The sequence below is a fragment of the Yoonia sp. TsM2_T14_4 genome (genome assembly GCF_049602355.1).
Lineage (GTDB): Bacteria > Pseudomonadota > Alphaproteobacteria > Rhodobacterales > Rhodobacteraceae > Yoonia > Yoonia vestfoldensis_A.
Genome location: NZ_CP187137.1, coordinates 246,976 through 263,593 on the forward strand (window position 1 = coordinate 246,976; position 16,618 = coordinate 263,593).

At 61.5% G+C, this 16,618-nt stretch carries 16 protein-coding genes; 9 read left to right on the plus strand and 7 right to left on the minus strand.

What is annotated here, in order from left to right; genetic code table 11:
• Window positions 1-241: 241 nt before the first annotated feature.
• Entirely contained in the window at window positions 242-430 is a 189-nt protein-coding gene (locus tag ACPF9B_RS01145; protein ID WP_040482889.1) for a hypothetical protein, read from the plus strand.
• A 146-nt stretch (window positions 431-576) separates the two neighbouring features.
• Here the strand turns inward: ACPF9B_RS01145 and ACPF9B_RS01150 are convergent, their stop codons facing one another.
• Together ACPF9B_RS01150 and ACPF9B_RS01155 are read right to left on the minus strand one after the other, a co-directional pair.
• Complete coding sequence (locus tag ACPF9B_RS01150; RefSeq protein ID WP_110549092.1) at window positions 577-690, minus strand: entericidin A/B family lipoprotein; 114 nt, start codon at window positions 688-690, stop codon at window positions 577-579.
• 65 nt (window positions 691-755) lie between these two features.
• Window positions 756-1,493, minus strand: a complete 738-nt coding sequence (locus ACPF9B_RS01155; RefSeq protein WP_424178659.1) for an alpha/beta fold hydrolase — start codon at window positions 1,491-1,493, stop codon at window positions 756-758.
• A gap of 78 nt (window positions 1,494-1,571) precedes the next feature.
• On the opposite strand from ACPF9B_RS01155, the gene ACPF9B_RS01160 reads away from it, so the two are divergent.
• The gene (locus tag ACPF9B_RS01160) at window positions 1,572-1,940 is read left to right on the plus strand and encodes a hypothetical protein (RefSeq protein ID WP_424178661.1); all 369 of its coding nucleotides are present in this window, start codon (window positions 1,572-1,574) and stop codon (window positions 1,938-1,940) included.
• Between the two features lie 39 nt (window positions 1,941-1,979).
• Here the strand turns inward: ACPF9B_RS01160 and glyA are convergent, their stop codons facing one another.
• On the minus strand, window positions 1,980-3,275 hold the full coding sequence (glyA, locus tag ACPF9B_RS01165; RefSeq protein WP_424178663.1) for a serine hydroxymethyltransferase: 1,296 nt from the start codon (window positions 3,273-3,275) through the stop codon (window positions 1,980-1,982).
• A gap of 185 nt (window positions 3,276-3,460) precedes the next feature.
• Here glyA and ACPF9B_RS01170 point away from each other — a divergent pair, with 185 nt between their 5' ends.
• Entirely contained in the window at window positions 3,461-4,225 is a 765-nt protein-coding gene (locus ACPF9B_RS01170; RefSeq protein WP_007205832.1) for an NAD kinase, read from the plus strand.
• A gap of 86 nt (window positions 4,226-4,311) precedes the next feature.
• On the opposite strand, the gene ACPF9B_RS01175 is transcribed toward ACPF9B_RS01170, so the two are convergent.
• From ACPF9B_RS01175 to ACPF9B_RS01190, 4 genes are all read right to left on the minus strand, one after another.
• The gene (locus tag ACPF9B_RS01175; RefSeq protein WP_424178665.1) at window positions 4,312-5,619 is read right to left on the minus strand and encodes an NAD(P)/FAD-dependent oxidoreductase; all 1,308 of its coding nucleotides are present in this window, start codon (window positions 5,617-5,619) and stop codon (window positions 4,312-4,314) included.
• A 93-nt stretch (window positions 5,620-5,712) separates the two neighbouring features.
• On the minus strand, window positions 5,713-7,605 hold the full coding sequence (locus tag ACPF9B_RS01180; protein WP_007205830.1) for a propionyl-CoA synthetase: 1,893 nt from the start codon (window positions 7,603-7,605) through the stop codon (window positions 5,713-5,715).
• A 189-nt stretch (window positions 7,606-7,794) separates the two neighbouring features.
• Window positions 7,795-8,592 (minus strand): putative nucleotide-diphospho-sugar transferase, encoded by a 798-nt coding sequence (locus ACPF9B_RS01185; protein ID WP_007205829.1) that lies wholly within the window; start codon window positions 8,590-8,592, stop codon window positions 7,795-7,797.
• Window positions 8,585-10,864: an NADP-dependent malic enzyme gene (locus ACPF9B_RS01190; RefSeq protein WP_040483238.1), complete on the minus strand. Its 2,280-nt coding sequence runs from the start codon at window positions 10,862-10,864 to the stop codon at window positions 8,585-8,587. Before ACPF9B_RS01190 ends, ACPF9B_RS01185 begins: the two co-directional genes overlap by 8 nt.
• 126 nt (window positions 10,865-10,990) lie before the next feature.
• Between ACPF9B_RS01190 and ACPF9B_RS01195 the strand changes: the two genes are divergently transcribed.
• The 6 genes from ACPF9B_RS01195 (at window position 10,991) to upp (ending at window position 16,616) form a co-directional block, all read left to right on the plus strand.
• A complete protein-coding gene (locus tag ACPF9B_RS01195) occupies window positions 10,991-12,058 on the plus strand; it encodes a cupin domain-containing protein (RefSeq protein ID WP_424178668.1) in 1,068 nt (355 codons plus the stop codon).
• 70 nt (window positions 12,059-12,128) lie between these two features.
• On the plus strand, window positions 12,129-12,521 hold the full coding sequence (locus ACPF9B_RS01200; RefSeq protein WP_040482887.1) for a cytidine deaminase: 393 nt from the start codon (window positions 12,129-12,131) through the stop codon (window positions 12,519-12,521).
• Window positions 12,522-12,524: 3 nt separating this feature from the next.
• Complete coding sequence (locus ACPF9B_RS01205) at window positions 12,525-13,826, plus strand: thymidine phosphorylase (protein WP_424178670.1); 1,302 nt, start codon at window positions 12,525-12,527, stop codon at window positions 13,824-13,826.
• The gene (locus ACPF9B_RS01210) at window positions 13,826-15,001 is read left to right on the plus strand and encodes a phosphopentomutase (protein ID WP_424178672.1); all 1,176 of its coding nucleotides are present in this window, start codon (window positions 13,826-13,828) and stop codon (window positions 14,999-15,001) included. The genes ACPF9B_RS01205 and ACPF9B_RS01210 overlap by 1 nt, the downstream gene beginning before the upstream one ends.
• Entirely contained in the window at window positions 14,998-15,987 is a 990-nt protein-coding gene (locus ACPF9B_RS01215) for an adenosine deaminase (RefSeq protein WP_424178674.1), read from the plus strand. Before ACPF9B_RS01210 ends, ACPF9B_RS01215 begins: the two co-directional genes overlap by 4 nt.
• Window positions 15,984-16,616 (plus strand): uracil phosphoribosyltransferase, encoded by a 633-nt coding sequence (gene upp / locus ACPF9B_RS01220; protein ID WP_007205822.1) that lies wholly within the window; start codon window positions 15,984-15,986, stop codon window positions 16,614-16,616. The genes ACPF9B_RS01215 and upp overlap by 4 nt, the downstream gene beginning before the upstream one ends.
• Window positions 16,617-16,618 lie beyond the last annotated feature (2 nt).

Consider the following 16,618-nt stretch of genomic DNA (forward strand, 5'->3'; position numbering starts at 1 on the left):
GATGAGTTAAGCACAGGTTGTACTACCCGCGCTACATAAATCTTAGGTTGATTTCCGAGGCAATCTTCATTGAGGGTTTTGACCGAGTCGTCAGTGGATACGCACTTGCTGCGCACCGCACGCTGCCGTTGCGTCCTCGATCTGCCAAAGGCACACCCACCCCCCACTTGACCCACATCAAGGCACACCCCTGCCGCCTCCGCTACGCCTTGCGCGACAGTGCATTCCAGAGGGGTCAGCCATGTTTCGTCTTGCAGCCATGCTCTACAGCATCATCGGGACCAGTTTTGCGGGCAGTTTCGTGATCGCGGCGCTGGCGAGCGGGTATGACACGCGGGGGCCGATCATCATCGCGGCGGCGGCGGGGGCGATACTGGGGATCCCCGCCAGTTGGGCGGTTGCCCGCGCAATCACGCAAAACATTCGCTGAGCGTCGGGATCAAAATGTCATCTTCGCACGTTAAGGCTGCATCAACCTGATGGAGGCGACGATGCATTATCTGCCCCACGGCTTTGCGATGTTTCTTGGTGGTGCCTGTCTGGCCGTGGTCTGGACCTCGGCCCAGCTCTGGTAGATCAGAACGCGTTTTCGACGGCTTGTCCGGCGCTGGTGATATCGCGCCCCACGCCTTGCACGGTGTTGCAGGCAGACAGGCCAAGGATGGCGACAAGGGCAAGCAGACGGATCATCGGCATTACTTTCGTTGTTGATACCACGATACTAGTAGACCGGCCGGCAGGGCGCAAGATTTGCTCTAACCCAGAAACGCCGCGACCGACCCGATGAAGGCGCGCGGTTGTTCCGCATGCAGCCAGTGCCCCGCATCAGGGATCTTGGCGAAACGCGCATTGGGAAACAGCGCTTTGACCGGCGCGCGGTGGGCGGCGGTGACGTAATCGGACTTGGTCCCCGACAAAAACAGGGTCGGCCCGGTGAACTGTCCGTCCAGCTGTGGAAAGCCGATTATGTTGTCCATCTCGGCTTGGAGCACATCAAGGTTCAGCCGCCAGCATTTGTTTTTCATATCAAGACTTTGCAGCAGGAAATCCGCAACCCCCGGCTCCAGATCGCCCAGCTGCGCCTTGGCCTCGCCCCTGTTGGCCACCGCGTCCAGTCGCACGCGTCGCATCGCGGCAATCGGCCCATGCTGGTCGTGGGTATAGGCGACGGGTGCTATATCGCCGACGATCAGCTTGCGCACCAGATCGGGGCGCTGCACCGCCAGCACCATCGCGGCCTTGCCCCCCATCGAATGGCCCAACACATCCATGGGCCGGTCCATCACCTGCGCCAGATCTGCGGCCATGTCTGGATAGGAATGGCTGTCAAACCATGGGCTGTCCGCATGGTTGCGCATGTCGACCGTAATGACAGGCCGCGTTTCAGACAGCTTTTTCGCGATGACCCCCCAGTTGCGGGCAGACCCGAACAGCCCGTGGGCAATCAAAAGGGGGACAGCACCGGGGCCGTCATGCAGGACCGTGTTCAACATGCATCTGTTGCTAACCTTCCTGACCTGCGCTGGCCAGAGGGATTGAGGCTGCCACGCGAACGATTTACCGCGGCGTTCATGGCACCCGACATACACAAGCAGGTAGCAGAGATCAGCGCGCTTTTGACACAAAAGCTCGGACTGCGCGCCCGTACGTTTCAAGCACAGGTCCACAAGGCCCGCCGTTTCCTGCCGCGCGCCCTGCGCCGCGATCTGATTTATCTGGCTCAGGCCGAATCGCTGGCCGACAATCCCAAGCTGCAGCGGATGATCGACATGCCCAGGCTAGACGCCGCGCATCGCAACGCGCTGGCCTATCTGGACCAAATCGATATGAAGCAACGACGGTGGACCGCGGCGCTGAACGTCGCGGCCTCGATCGCCTTTGGGCTGCTGCTTACGGCGATCCTGGTGATCGTCGTGCTGGTCCAGCGCGGGCTGGTCTGAGCGCGGTAAGGTGGGTCTTGGCCCACCCTACCTGCAAGGTCACAGGTTGGTGTAGATCGGGAACCGGTCGCACAGCGCTTCGACTTCGGAGCGGACTTTGGCCTCGACGTCACCATTGCCATCCTCGCCATTGGCGGCCAGACCTTCGGTGACTTCGACGATCCAGTCACCGATCTGGCGGAACTCGGCCTCGCCGAAACCACGCGTCGTGCCTGCGGGCGTGCCAAGACGGATGCCAGATGTGACCATCGGTTTTTCGGGGTCAAACGGGATACCGTTCTTGTTGCAGGTGATATGCGCGCGGCCCAGTGCCTTTTCGGTGGCATTGCCCTTCACACCCTTGGGGCGCAGATCGACCAGCATCACATGCGTATCGGTGCCGCCGGTGACGATATCCAGACCACCTTTCATCAGCTGATCGGCCAGCGCCTGCGCGTTCTTGATGACCTGTGCCTGATAGGTCTTGAACTCGGGCCGCAATGCTTCGCCAAATGCGACGGCCTTGCCTGCGATCACATGCATCAACGGGCCACCCTGAATGCCCGGGAAAATGGCCGAGTTGAATTTCTTCGCCAGATCCTCGTCATTGGTCAGGATCATGCCACCGCGTGGGCCGCGCAGTGTTTTGTGGGTCGTCGTTGTGGCGACATGGGCATGCGGGAAGGGCGAGGGGTAGAGGCCCGCCGCCACCAGACCCGCGAAATGCGCCATATCGACCAGCAGATAGGCCCCCACGCTGTCGGCAATCTCGCGCATTTTGGCGAAATCGATGATGCGGGGGATGGCGGAGCCACCGGCGATGATCATCTTGGGCTGGTGTTCGGTAGCAAGGCGCGCGACCTCGTCATAATCCAGCAGGTTGTCTTGACGGCGCACGCCATACTGGATGGCGTTGAACCATTTGCCGGACTGGTTGGGCTTGGCGCCGTGGGTCAGGTGGCCGCCCGCATCCAGCGACATGCCAAGGATCGTATCGCCGGGCTGCAGCAGCGCCTGAAACACGCCCTGGTTCGCCTGTGATCCCGAATTGGGCTGTACGTTGACATAGGCGCAATCAAACAGCTGGCAGGCGCGTTCGATGGCCAGGTTCTCGGCCACGTCCACGTGTTCGCAGCCACCATAATAGCGGCGGCCCGGATAGCCTTCGGCGTATTTGTTCGTCATCACGCCGCCTTGCGCTTCCATCACTGCGGCAGAGACGATGTTTTCCGACGCGATCAGTTCGATCTCTTTGCGCTGGCGTTTCAGTTCGGCCTGCATCGCGGCATGCAGCACAGGGTCGCGCGTGGCGAGTGTTTCGGTGAAAAAGCCTTGGTCGCGGATCGTGATATTCATGGGGTGCATCCTCTTTGCAGGCGCGGATCAGGGTGATTGCGCCCCGTTTACCCCAGAAACCCCAGCATCTGAAGCATCAAAACGACCATGATCTTTATGAGCGCGTCATGCATGTTTCGTATCGGCGGCTTGCGTTTCGGGTGTGATCGCCCCACAAGTTAACGCAAACGCAGGGGAAAACGCCAATGTCGCCCGTCAAGATCGCCTTTGTCGCCAGTGCCATGCCCGCGGCGCAATCAGCCTTGCGCGCATTGGCGCAGGCTTACGGCGATGTGCCGCAGGCCAAGGCCGATGTGATCGTGGCTTTGGGCGGTGACGGGTTCATGTTGCAGACGCTTCATGCGACCCAAGGTCTCGACGTGCCGGTCTACGGGATGAACCGTGGCACGGTCGGCTTTCTGATGAACGAATATCACGACACCGACCTGCCGGCGCGTCTTGCCGTGGCCGAGGAAGAGGTGATCAACCCGCTGCATATGACCGCCCTGACCGTCGATGGCGCCATGCAAGAGGCCTTGGCAATCAACGAGGTCAGCCTGCTGCGCGCAGGCCCGCAAGCCGCCAAGCTGCGCATCACCGTGGATGGCAAGCTGCGGATGCCCGAACTCGTGTGCGACGGCGCGCTGCTGGCAACACCGGCGGGGTCCACGGCCTATAATTATTCCGCCCATGGCCCGATCCTGCCCATCGGGTCCGATGTGCTGACCCTGACCGCGATGGCCGCCTTCCGCCCGCGCCGCTGGCGGGGGGCGCTGCTGCCGAAAAAGGCGGTGGTGCGGTTCGACGTGATCGACCCCGCGAAACGGCCCGTGATGGCGGATGCCGACGGCAAGTCCGTGCGCGATGTGGTGAGCGTGGAGATCCGGTCGGAACCGGGGATCAGGCACAGGATCCTGTTCGATCCGGGGCATGGGTTGGAGGAGAGGTTGATCAGGGAGCAGTTTGCGTGAACCCCCGCTGACCCGGTGCAGCGCGGGGCCGCGGTGCGGCGATGTGCGGCGGCCTGCGGACGTGGTTCCGCACGGGCGATGGGCCCCTAAACCCCCAACCGATCCCTGAGCGCATAATACCACGACCCCATCATCGAATAGGGCACGCGGAACATCCGGCCTCCGGGGAACGGATACCACGGCACTTTGGCGAACACGTCGAAACGGGCGCGGTCGCCGGCGACGGCTTCGGACAGGATGCGCCCGAAAGTGTGCGACCCCGTCACCCCATGCCCGCTATAGCCATGCGCGAAATAGGTGTTGTTACCCAGCCGGCCCATCTGCGGGACGCGGCTGAAGGACAGGGCGAAATTCCCGCTCCATGCGTGGTCGATCTTCACGCCTTTGAGCTGCGGATAAACCTTTTCCATTGCGGGGCGCAGTTTGGCCACCACATCCGCCGGATCAGTGCCGCCATAAACGGTGCCGCCGCCAAAGATCAGCCGTTTGTCGGCGGACAGGCGGAAATAATCGAGGATATAGCGGACATCCTCGACACATTTGTCGGTCGGCAGCAGTTCATCCGCCTTGTCGCCCAAGGGGACGGTCGCCATCATCTGCGTCGATACCGGCATCACCCGCGCGGTCAGGGCAGGGACCACATGGCCCAGATAGGCATTGCCGCAGAGCAGCATGGTGTTGCAGGTCATGGTGCCTTCACGCGTGCGCAAGACAGGTTTGTCGGCCTCGGTATCGCAGCTGATGACGGGGGATTGTTCATAGATCACGCCGCCCAGTTTTTCGAACGCCGCAGCCTCGCCCAGACACAGGTTCAGCGGGTGCATATGCCCGCCGGTGTGGTCGATCATGCCGCCTGCATAGACATCCGACCCGATATGGTCGCGCAATTCGGATTTGGACAGCATGTCCTGATTGTGCAGGCCGTAACTGGCCCAGAGGGTGCGGCGTTCGTCCAGCTCGCGCATATGCGCGGCGGTCAGGCCGGTGAAGATATTGCCATGTTTCAGATCGCATTGGATGTCATAGGTGGCGACACGTTCGCGGATGATCTCGCCGCCTTCCTGCACCAGACCGGCCACGAAATTCGCGGTATCCTGCCCGTAGCGGCGCTTGATCGTCTGCAGGCTGGCGTTCAGCCCGTTCACGATCTGCCCGCCGTTGCGCCCCGAGGCACCCCAACCGACCCGCGCGCCTTCGATGATCGCGACCTTAAAGCCCTTTTCCGCCAGATGCAGCGCCGCCGACAGCCCGCTATAGCCCGCACCGACCACGCAGATGTCAATCAGCTGGTCGCCTTGCAGCTTTGGCCGTTCCGGTGACGGATTGGCGCTGGCGGCGTAATAGCTGGTCGTGTGTTTCGTCTCACCCGCAGGGGCGAAGGTTTCGATAGGCATCAAATGCTCCGGTTTCACGCCATGACGGACAGCGCAGCCCGTTATGGGCCGCGCTGCGCCGGATTGGCAAGAGGCCGCGCCTTCACGGCCCCGTCAGGTCTTGGCGTAGCCCAAGGGTTGCAGCGCCGCGCGGATCTCGTCCAGAATCGCGGGGTCGTCGATGGTGGCGGGCATTTTGAAATCCTGCCCATCCGCGATCTTGACCATCGTGGCGCGCAATATCTTGCCCGACCGCGTTTTCGGCAGGCGGTCCACCACGGCGACCAGCTTGAACGCGGCGACAGGCCCGATCGTGTCGCGCACGGCGCTGATCACTTCTTTGACGATCTCGTCATGAGGCTTGTTGCAGCCCTTGTTCAGACAGACAAATCCCAAAGGTAATTGCCCTTTCAACTCGTCCGCCACACCAATCACCGCGCATTCACCGACATCGGGATGGTTGGCGAGGACTTCTTCCATCGCGCCGGTGGACAACCGATGCCCTGCCACGTTGATCACATCATCGGTGCGCGCCATGATGTAAAGATAACCATCTGCGTCAATCATCCCCGCATCGCCGGTTTCATAATAGCCGGGAAAGGTGGTCAGATAAGATTTGAGAAAGCGGTCCTCGGCATTCCACAGTGTCGGCAGCGTGCCGGGCGGCAAAGGCAGTTTGATTGCGATGGCCCCCAGCGTGCCGGGCGCGACAGGATGGCCCGCCTCGTCCAATATGCGCACGTCATAGCCGGGCATCGGCACAGTCGGCGACCCGATCTTGACCGGCAAAGCCTCGATCCCCACAGGATTACCCGCGATGGTCCAGCCGGTTTCAGTCTGCCACCAATGGTCATAGACTGGCACCTTCATGACATTCTGCGCCCAGACGATGGTATCGGGATCCGCGCGTTCGCCGGCCAGATACAGCGCGCGCAGACAAGAAATATCGTAGCTCTTGATCATCTCGCCCTTGGGGTCTTCGCGCTTGATCGCACGGAACGCCGTGGGCGCTGTAAAGAATGACCGGACGTTATGTTCCTCGATGACCCGCCAGAAGGTGCCGGCATCAGGCGTGCCGATGGGCTTGCCTTCAAAGACGACGGTGGTGTTGCCATGGATCAGCGGTGCATAGCAGATATAGGAATGGCCCACGACCCAGCCGACATCGGACGCCGCCCAGAATACATCGCCCGGATCGACGTTATAGATCGCTTTCATCGTCCAGTTCAGCGCAACCAGATGGCCTGCCGTTGCGCGCACGACCCCCTTGGGCGCACCGGTGGTGCCTGACGTGTAAAGAATATAAGCGGGATGATCGCCCTCGACGGGGACACATTCAGTAGGGGTCACACCTTGCTGGACCTCGTGCCAGTCATGATCGCGGCCGGGGATCAGGTCGGCGGGTCCCTGTTCACGCTGCAGGATCACGCAGAAATCGGGCTTGTGGGTGGCTTCTGCGATGGCGGCATCCAGCAGGGGTTTGTATTTCACCACCCGCCCCGGTTCGATCCCGCAGGACCCTGCAATAATCGCCTTAGGCGTGGCGTCATTGATCCGCACTGCCAGTTCATGCGCCGCAAACCCGCCGAAGACGACAGAATGCACCGCACCCAGCCGTGCGCAGGCCAGCATCGCCTCTAATGCTTCGGGCACCATCGGCATGTAGATGAGCACGCGGTCGCCCTTGGCGATACCCTTGGCGCGCAAGGCCCCGGCCAGCGATGATACGTTGTTCAGCAACTGCGCATAGGTGATGGTGCGCTTGGTGTCGGTGACAGGGCTATCATAAATGATCGCCGCCTGATCGCCGCGGCCTGCGGCCACATGACGGTCCACCGCATTGTAACAGGTGTTTACCTGTGAATCTGCAAACCAGCTATAGATCGGGGCTGTGCTGTCGTTGAGCGCCTTGCTGGGCGGCGTGACCCAGTCAATTGCTTTCGCCTGCTCCATCCAGAACCCTTCGGGGTCTTTTTGCCAGCCTGCGTAAACCTCTGCATACCCCATCCCACGTTCCTCCCAAAACCGCTGTTGCGGTCTTGTTACGCGCAGCAAGCCGGTCAGGCAACATGGCAGGGCAGCACAGATGCCATGTTGTGAATGAATTTACATTGGACCTTCCAAGCTACATGCGTTGACTGTGGCAATTCACGTTGATCCCCGCTGGAGGTCGGAATCGCTTTTACCGAAAGATTATCAACGATCCGTCGGGCGGGAATAGCGGGTCCAGTAATCCTTGATCCAGCGGACAGGGAAATATCCGAATTTCTCGGGCGAGCCCCACCGTTTGAAAGGGCCTTGAACCATATCCTCTGGGTTCGGGGTGCCGTGAAAGATGACAACAAAGGCATTGGGCCGCCGGATTGGTCGGACAAGATTGACTGGAAAATGAAAGACGCAATCTTTCTTGAAACTGATCATCCAGCCAATTGGCCAATGCTGCCGGTCGTGGGCGTGATGGTGAATGAAATCCTGATCATTGTGAAAATGCTGGACCTGCGCAAAAGATTTGTCACGGAACATTTCGAACAGGTGATCCTGTGTGCCCGCAATGAAGCCGACAACAGAAGAATTCGACAGCAACGGTTTGCCAAAGACCGATGGAAACCACCGCGGCAAAGTGTCGGGAATCTCGCGGATGATATGCAGGCCACCCTTGGCACGCAGCTGATCGAACAGCGGCGTCAGATCACGCAGCACGACCACATCCACATCCATCATGATGACGGGCGTGCCGGGCGCAAGCAGGCCGGGTGCAAAGGCGGACAGCTTTGGCCACATCCCATTTTGCCAATCTTTGCGATCCATTGCAAAGGCAGGCAGCGGCATCGTCTCGATCCCCTCGGCCAACCCTTCGGGATCATCCGTCAAACAGACCAAGCGGAACGGTGTCTGCATCTGATCGCACAGCGCACGGAACAGGATATTGGTATAGCGGCACGGATATCCCTTGCCCCATTTGAAACACAGGAAAACCGGTGTCATATCAGCCATAATGCGCCACCGGTGTGCCTGCGATTGCGGACATGTTCAGCAGACCGCGCGCGGTGATCGACGGCGTGACGATATGACAGCGGTTCCCCATGCCCATCAGGATCGGCCCAACCTCGAGCCCGCCGCCTTTCATTTTCAGAATATTGCGTACGCCCGATGCGGCATCGGTATTGGCAAAGATCAGCGTATTGGCCGGACCCGGCAGATGCGCGCCGGGGAAAATCCGGCTGCGCAGGTCCACGTCGAGCGCGCTGTCGATATGCATCTCGCCTTCATAGGCGAAATCGCGGGGCGCGCTATCAAGGATCGCCATGGCCGCGCGCATCCGGCGGCCCGTGTCACAATCCAGATTGCCGAACTGGCTGTGCGAACATAGCGCGATCTTGGGTTCCAACCCAAAGCGGCGCACGTGACGTGCCGCCCCGATCACCGATTCCGCGATTTGTGCGGGCGTGGGTTCAGGATGGACCTGCGTGTCGGCGATGAACAAAGGCCCGTCTTCAAGGATCATCAGCGACAAGGCCCCCACGGGGTGCAACGCGGGCGTGCCAAGGATCTCGGTGATATATTTTAGATGCCACAGGAATTGGCCAAAGGTGCCGCAGATCAGGCTGTCGGCCTCGCCGCGCTGGACCATGACCGCGCCGATGGCGGTTGTGTTGGTGCGCATGATCGCCTTGGCAAGGTCGGGTGTCACGCCGCGCCGGGCCATCAGGCCATGATAGGTTTCCCAATAATCGCGATAGCGGGGGTCATTTTCGGGGTTCACGACGTTGAAATCCACACCGGGGCGGATTTTCAGGCCTGCGCGTTCACAGCGGCTTTCGATCACATCGGGACGGCCGATCAGGATCGGGGTTTCGGTCGTGTCCTCCATTACGGCCTGTGCGGCGCGCAGAACGCGTTCATCCTCGCCCTCGGCAAAGACGATGCGGCGTGATGCGGTGCGCGCGGCCTCGAATACCGGGCGCATGATCATCGCGGATTTGAACACCGACCCGTCGAGTTTTTCCTTGTAGGCTTTCAGATCCGCAATTGGCCGCAGCGCGACGCCTGTTTCCATCGCGGCCTTTGCCACGGCGCAGGCAACAACACCCATGAGGCGCGGATCAAACGGTTTGGGGATCAGGTAATCCGCGCCAAAAGTCAGTTTTTCGCCGCTATAGGCGGCGGCGGCTTCGGCGCTGGTCGTCGCGCGGGCAAGCGCGGCGATGCCTTCGATACATGCGATCTTCATCTCGTCGTTGATCTCGGTCGCGCCGGCATCGAGCGCACCGCGAAAGATGAAAGGAAAGCACAGCACGTTATTGACCTGATTGGGGTAATCGCTGCGCCCCGTCGCGATGATCGCATCGGGCGTCACGGCACGGGCGGCATCAGGGTCGATTTCGGGGTTGGGGTTGGCCAAAGCAAAGATGATCGGGCGCGCGGCCATGCGGGCCACCATTTCGGGTTTCAGAACGCCGGGGCCGGACAGGCCCAGAAACAGATCCGCGCCACCGATCACATCGGCCAAAGTCGCAGGCACGGTGCCTTGGGCATATTCGGCTTTTTGCGGGCTCATGTCCTTTTCGCGGCCGTGATAGACCAGCCCTTCGATATCACAAAGCCAGACATTTTCGCGTTTCACGCCCAGTTTCAGCAACATGTTCAGACAGGCGATCCCGGCCGCCCCGCCGCCGGTGCTGACGATTTTAATATCCTCGAACTTTTTGCCCGCAACATGCAACGCGTTCACCGCCGCCGCGCCCACGACAATCGCTGTGCCGTGCTGGTCGTCGTGAAACACGGGGATGTTCATCCGTTCGCGGCACAGCTTTTCGACGATGAAACAATCGGGGGCCTTGATATCCTCGAGGTTGATGGCACCAAAGGTCGGCTCCAGCGCGCAGACGATATCGGCCAGCTTGTAAGGATCGGATTCGTTCAATTCGATGTCGAAACAGTCGATATTGGCGAATTTCTTGAACAGGACGGCCTTGCCTTCCATCACCGGTTTGGACGCGAGCGCGCCGATATTGCCCAGCCCCAGCACTGCCGTGCCGTTGGTGACCACGGCCACCAGATTGCCGCGCGCGGTGTAATCGCGGGCGGTGTCGGGGTCTGCCTTGATTTCAAGACAGGCTTCGGCGACGCCCGGCGAATAGGCGCGGGCCAGATCGCGGCCGTTCGCCAGCGGTTTGGTGGCGCGGATTTCCAGTTTTCCGGGCTTGGGATACTTATGATAATCAAGGGCAGCCTGTCGCTGGCTGTTCGCTGTTTCATCGACCATCATCATCTCCATTCAATATGGTTTAACGTTAAACCAATTTGCTGCCGCAAGGGAAAGCCTGCCGCGCGGTTAATCACGCTTTGCGCAATCTTGCAAATCTTTCGCGCGCGGGACAATGTAAACTGCATGACACACTTGCATGAAATCCGCGCCGAAATTTGCCTGCCGACAACGGACTTGCGCGCCGATCTGGCGTTTTTTGGCAAGGTGCTGGGGATGCGGCTGGATATGATCTATCCCGCGGATGACCCCAGTGTTGCGGTCTATTCCGGCCACGGCTTGCGGGTGCGGTTGGAACAGGGTGCCGGGGTGAACCCCGGCCTACGGATATTGACCGATGATCCGGCGTTTGCGCATGGGCAGACCGACCTGACATCCCCCGGTGGCACGCCGGTCAGTGTACATCCGCTCAACCCGCCGCTGGTGCTGCCACGTACGGATCACGCTTTTGTCGTGCGCCGACTGGCAGATCAGGCACCTTGGGTGATCGGGCGGGCGGGGATGCAGTACCGTGACCTGATCCCGACACGGCTGGGCGGGTCGATCATCGCCAGCCACATCCGTATCCCCGATGGCGGGCCGGTTCCCGATATGGTGCATTTCCACAAGGTGGGGTTTCAGCTGATTTTCTGCATCAAGGGCTGGGTTGATGTGGTGTACGAGGATCAGGGCGGCCCGATCCGCCTGACCGCGGGGGATTGTTTCATCCAGCCGCCCGAAATCCGCCACCGTGTGTTGGAAGCCTCTGACGGAATCGAGGTGATCGAGATCGGCGTGCCCGCCGAACATGTGACCGAGATCGACCACGACATGACGCTGCCGACAGCGCATCTGCGGCCTGACCGTGAATGGCAGGGGCAAAAGTTCGTCTACAACAAGGCGGCGGATGCCGATTGGCAGCCCGCGCACCTGCCCGGCTATATCGCGCGCGACACCACGATTGCCGCCAATACCAAAGGCGTCGCGGGTGTGCAGGTGATCCGGCGCGGCACGGGTGATCCGGAATGGACGGCGCATGAGGCGGATATCCATTTCACCTTTGTCATGGCCGGCGAGATGCTGCTCGAAGGGGAGGGCAAAGACCCCTATGTCCTGACCGCAGGCGATGCCTTTGTGATCCCGCCCGGCATGCGCACGCGCTATGCAAAGCCAAGCGATGATCTGGAATTGCTCGAGGTCACGTTGCCGGGCTGAAGCCCGGCCTACGGGTCTTGCATTGCGCCGCAGGCCGCACCAATCTGACCTGACCCAACCGGAGGTTTTCATGTCGCTGATCGACAATGCCCGCGCCGTGCGCGAAAATGCTTATGCCCCCTATTCCAAGTTCAAGGTGGGTGCTGCGATCCGGTCGGCATCCGGCACCATTTACACCGGCTGCAACGTCGAAAACGTGGCCTATCCCGAAGGTACCTGCGCCGAGGCAGGGGCCATCGCTGCGATGATTGCGGGCGGTGACACCCGCATCGCCGAAGTCGCGGTGATTGCCGACAGCCCCAAGCCGGTCAGCCCCTGTGGTGGCTGCCGGCAAAAGATCGCAGAATTTGCGCATGGCGATGTTGCCGTGACGCTGGCTACGATGGACGGGATCGTACAACGCACGACAGTGGCTGACCTGCTGCCAGGCAGTTTCGACGCCGATTACATGAGCCGCGTCTGACCCTTGGACGCCCGCGCGATCATAGCCGCGATCCGCAACCGCCAGACGCCTGACGCAGAAGCACTCGGGTGGTTCGCGCAAGGTTTGGCAAATGGTTCGGTCAGCGACGCGCAGGCAGGGGCCTTTGCGATGGCAGTTTGTTTGAACGGTCTGTCCGATCAGGGAAGCGTGGCGTTGACACGCGCGATGCGTGACAGCGGTGATGTGCTGTCATGGGACCTGCCGGGGCCGGTGCTGGATAAACATTCCACAGGTGGCGTGGGCGATTGCGTGTCGCTGATTGCAGCGCCTGTGCTGGCGGCCTGCGGGGCCTATGTGCCGATGATTTCGGGGCGCGGCTTGGGACATACCGGCGGCACGCTCGATAAGCTGGAGGCAATTCCCGGCCTGTCTACTCAAGTCACGGAACAGCACCTGCGCCAGATAACGCGCGAGGTGGGCTGCGCCATCGTGAGCGCGACAGGCCAGATCGCGCCCGCCGACCGCAGGCTATACGCGATCCGCGATGTGACGGCGACGGTGGGCTCCATCGACCTGATCACGGCGTCGATCCTGTCCAAGAAACTGGCGGCTGGGCTGGATGGTCTGATACTGGATGTCAAATGCGGATCGGGCGCTTTCATGAAAACGCCGGATGACGCGCGTGCGCTGGCGCAGGCGCTGGTCAGCGCGGCCAATGGGGCAGGGTGCCGAACGGCAGCGCTGATCACCGACATGAACGCGCCTCTTGCCCCCGCGCTGGGCAATGCGGTCGAGGTTGCGGTCTGCATGGAAGTGCTGGAAGGCAACAGCGCCGCCGCCCCCCGCCTGACGGAATTGACCAAGGCGCTTTGCGTGCATCTGCTGACCTTGCAAGGCCGGAGCGCGCCCGAGGCCAGCGCGCAAGTCGCGCTGGCGCTGTCGTCGGGCGAGGCGATGGAACGCTTTGCCCGCATGATCGCCGCGATGGGCGGTCCACCCGACATGGCCGAGGATTGGCGCACCCATCTGCCCGCAGCCCCCATCATGGGCGAGGTTACGGCACCGGACAGCGGCCATATCACCGCTATTGACGGCGAGGCGCTGGGGCTGGTCGTTGTGGGCTTGGGAGGCGGGCGGCGGATTGAAACCGACCGGATCAACCCATCCGTCGGGCTGACTGACATGATCGGGCTGGGTGCCTCCGTGACGCGCGGCCAGCCGCTGTGCACGCTGCATGCCGCGACCGAAGAAGCCGCGATAGACGCCGCGCGCGCCGTGCGGGCGGCGATCACCATTGGCGCCGCAGCCGTGCCCGGCGCTCTTGTTCTGGAAAGGATCGGCTGATGGCGCGCGCAATCCTGATCGTGATCGACAGCGTGGGCATTGGCGGGGCACCCGATGCCGCGCAATATTTCAACGGCGACCTGCCCGATACCGGCGCAAATACCCTTGGCCATATCGCGAAGGCGGTGCCGCTGCGCCTGCCGCATCTGGATGCACTGGGGCTGGGGGCATCGGTGCAACTGGCCTCTGGGTCAGAGGTACCGGGGCTTGGTGCTGTGCCGACCGGCGCATGGGGGGCCGCAACCGAAGTGTCGCGCGGCAAGGACACGCCGTCGGGTCATTGGGAACTGGCGGGCGTGCCGGTGCCTTGGGACTGGCACCATTTCCCCGACACGACGCCTGCCTTTCCGCCTGATCTGACTGCGCAAATCTGCAAGGCGGCTGGGACCGGCGGCATCTTGGGCAATTGCCACGCCTCCGGTACTGCGATCATCGACCGTGAAGGCGCGGCACATCTGCGCCACGGCTGGCCCATCTGCTATACCTCTGCCGATAGCGTCTTGCAGATCGCGGCACATGAGGATCATTTTGGGCTGGACCGGCTTTACCAGCTTTGCGCCGATCTTGCGCCCACGCTGCATGCAATGAAGGTCGGTCGCGTCATCGCACGGCCTTTCATCGGTGAGGTCGGTGCCTTTACCCGCACCGCCAACCGCAAGGATTACGCGATCCCGCTGCCCGGCCCGTCGATCTGCGACGATGTGCAGGCGGCGGGCGGCAAGGTACATGCCGTGGGCAAGATCGGTGATATCTTTTCGATGCAGGGTATCGATACTTTGTACAAGGGCAAGGATGCCGTGCTGATGGATTACATCAGCGATCTGCTGGACACAGCCGATGACGGCGATTTCATCTTTGCCAATCTTGTCGAATTCGACAGCGACTATGGCCACAGGCGCGATGTGGCTGGCTATGCTGTACATCTGGCGTGGTTCGATGCGGCACTGGGCGCGCTTTTGGCACGTCTGGCCAAGGATGATCTGTTGATCGTCACCGCCGACCATGGCAATGACCCGACATGGCCCGGCACCGACCATACCCGCGAACGGGTGCCGGTGCTGGTGCATGGAATCGGGGACGGACCCTTGGGGCATCTGGCCTTTTCGGATGTTGCGGCCAGCATCGCGGATCATTTGTCAGTGCCCTATCGCGGCGCAGGAAAGAGTTTTTTATGAGTTTTCAAACGCTTCCCAAGATCGAACTGCACACCCATCTGGAAGGCTGCGCGCCGCCCGATTTCATCCGCATGCTCGCGGCTGAGAAAAAGATCGACATCAGCGGGATTTTCACCCCCGCAGGCGGCTATGATTTCCGCGATTTCGACCATTTCCTGAAGGTTTACGAGGCCGCCTGCACCACCCTGCAAACGCCCGATGATTTCCGCCGCCTGACGCTGGCCGTGCTGGAAGAAACCGCGCAACACGGTGTTGTTTACATGGAAACTTTCGTCTCTCCCGATTTCTGCGGCGGTGGTGATCTGGTGGCATGGAAGGATTACCTTGCCGCGATGTCCGACGCCGCGGCCGAAGGCGAGGCGCGTTTCGGCATCACGATGCGCGGGATCGTGACCGGCATCCGCCATTTCGGCCCCGATGCTTGCAAACCTGCGGCGCGCTGTGCGGCGGAAACCTTTGGCGGCTTTGTTGTCGGGTATGGCATGGCAGGTGGTGAATTGGCGGGGCGGCCTGCCGATTATGCCTATTCTTTCGACATCGCGCGCGAAGCGGGCTTGCCCCTGACCTGTCATGCAGGCGAATGGGGCGGTGCATCCATGGTGGCCGAAACCATCCGCGATCTGAAGGTCGCCCGTATCGGCCACGGCATCGGGGCGATCGACGATCCCGCCTTGCTGCGCGAGATCGTGGACAAGGATATCGTGCTGGAGGTCTGCCCCGGGTCCAATGTCGTCCTCAAGGCAGTCACCGACTGGGCCAGCCACCCCATCGCCCGCCTGCGCGATGCGGGCGTCAAGGTCACGGTCTCGACCGATGATCCGCCGTTCTTTCATACCACGATGACGGCCGAATGTGACCTGCTACACCGGACATTCGGCTGGGACGCGGCCGATTTTGCCGCGTTGAACCAAACCGCCCTTACCGCCGCTTTCTGCGACGACGCCACCCGTGCCCGTGTGGCCAAACGACTGGAGCCTGCCCAATGAACGACCATGTCACCCATGTTACCCATCCGCTGGTGCAGCATAAGCTGACGTTGATGCGGCAAAGGGAAACCTCCACCGCGCTGTTCCGCCAGTTGCTGCGCGAGATCAGCCAGTTGCTCGCCTATGAGGTGACGCGCGGTCTGCCGATGACGACCCGCCGGATCGACACGCCGCTGGAACCGATGGATGCGCCGGTGATCGACGGCAAGAAACTGGCGCTGGTGTCGATCCTGCGCGCGGGCAACGGGTTGCTGGATGGCGTGCTGGAACTGATCCCCTCGGCGCGCGTGGGGTTCGTGGGGCTTTACCGCGACGAAGAAACCCTGCAGCCGGTGCAATATTATTTCAAGGTCCCCACAGAGCTGGAGGACCGGCTGGTCATCGCCGTTGATCCAATGCTGGCCACCGGTAATTCGTCTGTCGCGGCGATTGATCTGTTGAAACAGGCGGGGGCCACGAATATCCGTTTCCTGTGCCTGCTGGCCGCCCCCGAAGGTATCGCGCGGATGCGCGCGGCGCATCCCGATGTGCCGATTGTCACCGCCGCCATTGACAGCCACCTGAATGATCGCGGCTATATCGTGCCGGGTCTGGGGGATGCAGGCGACCGGATGTTCGGCACCAAATAGCC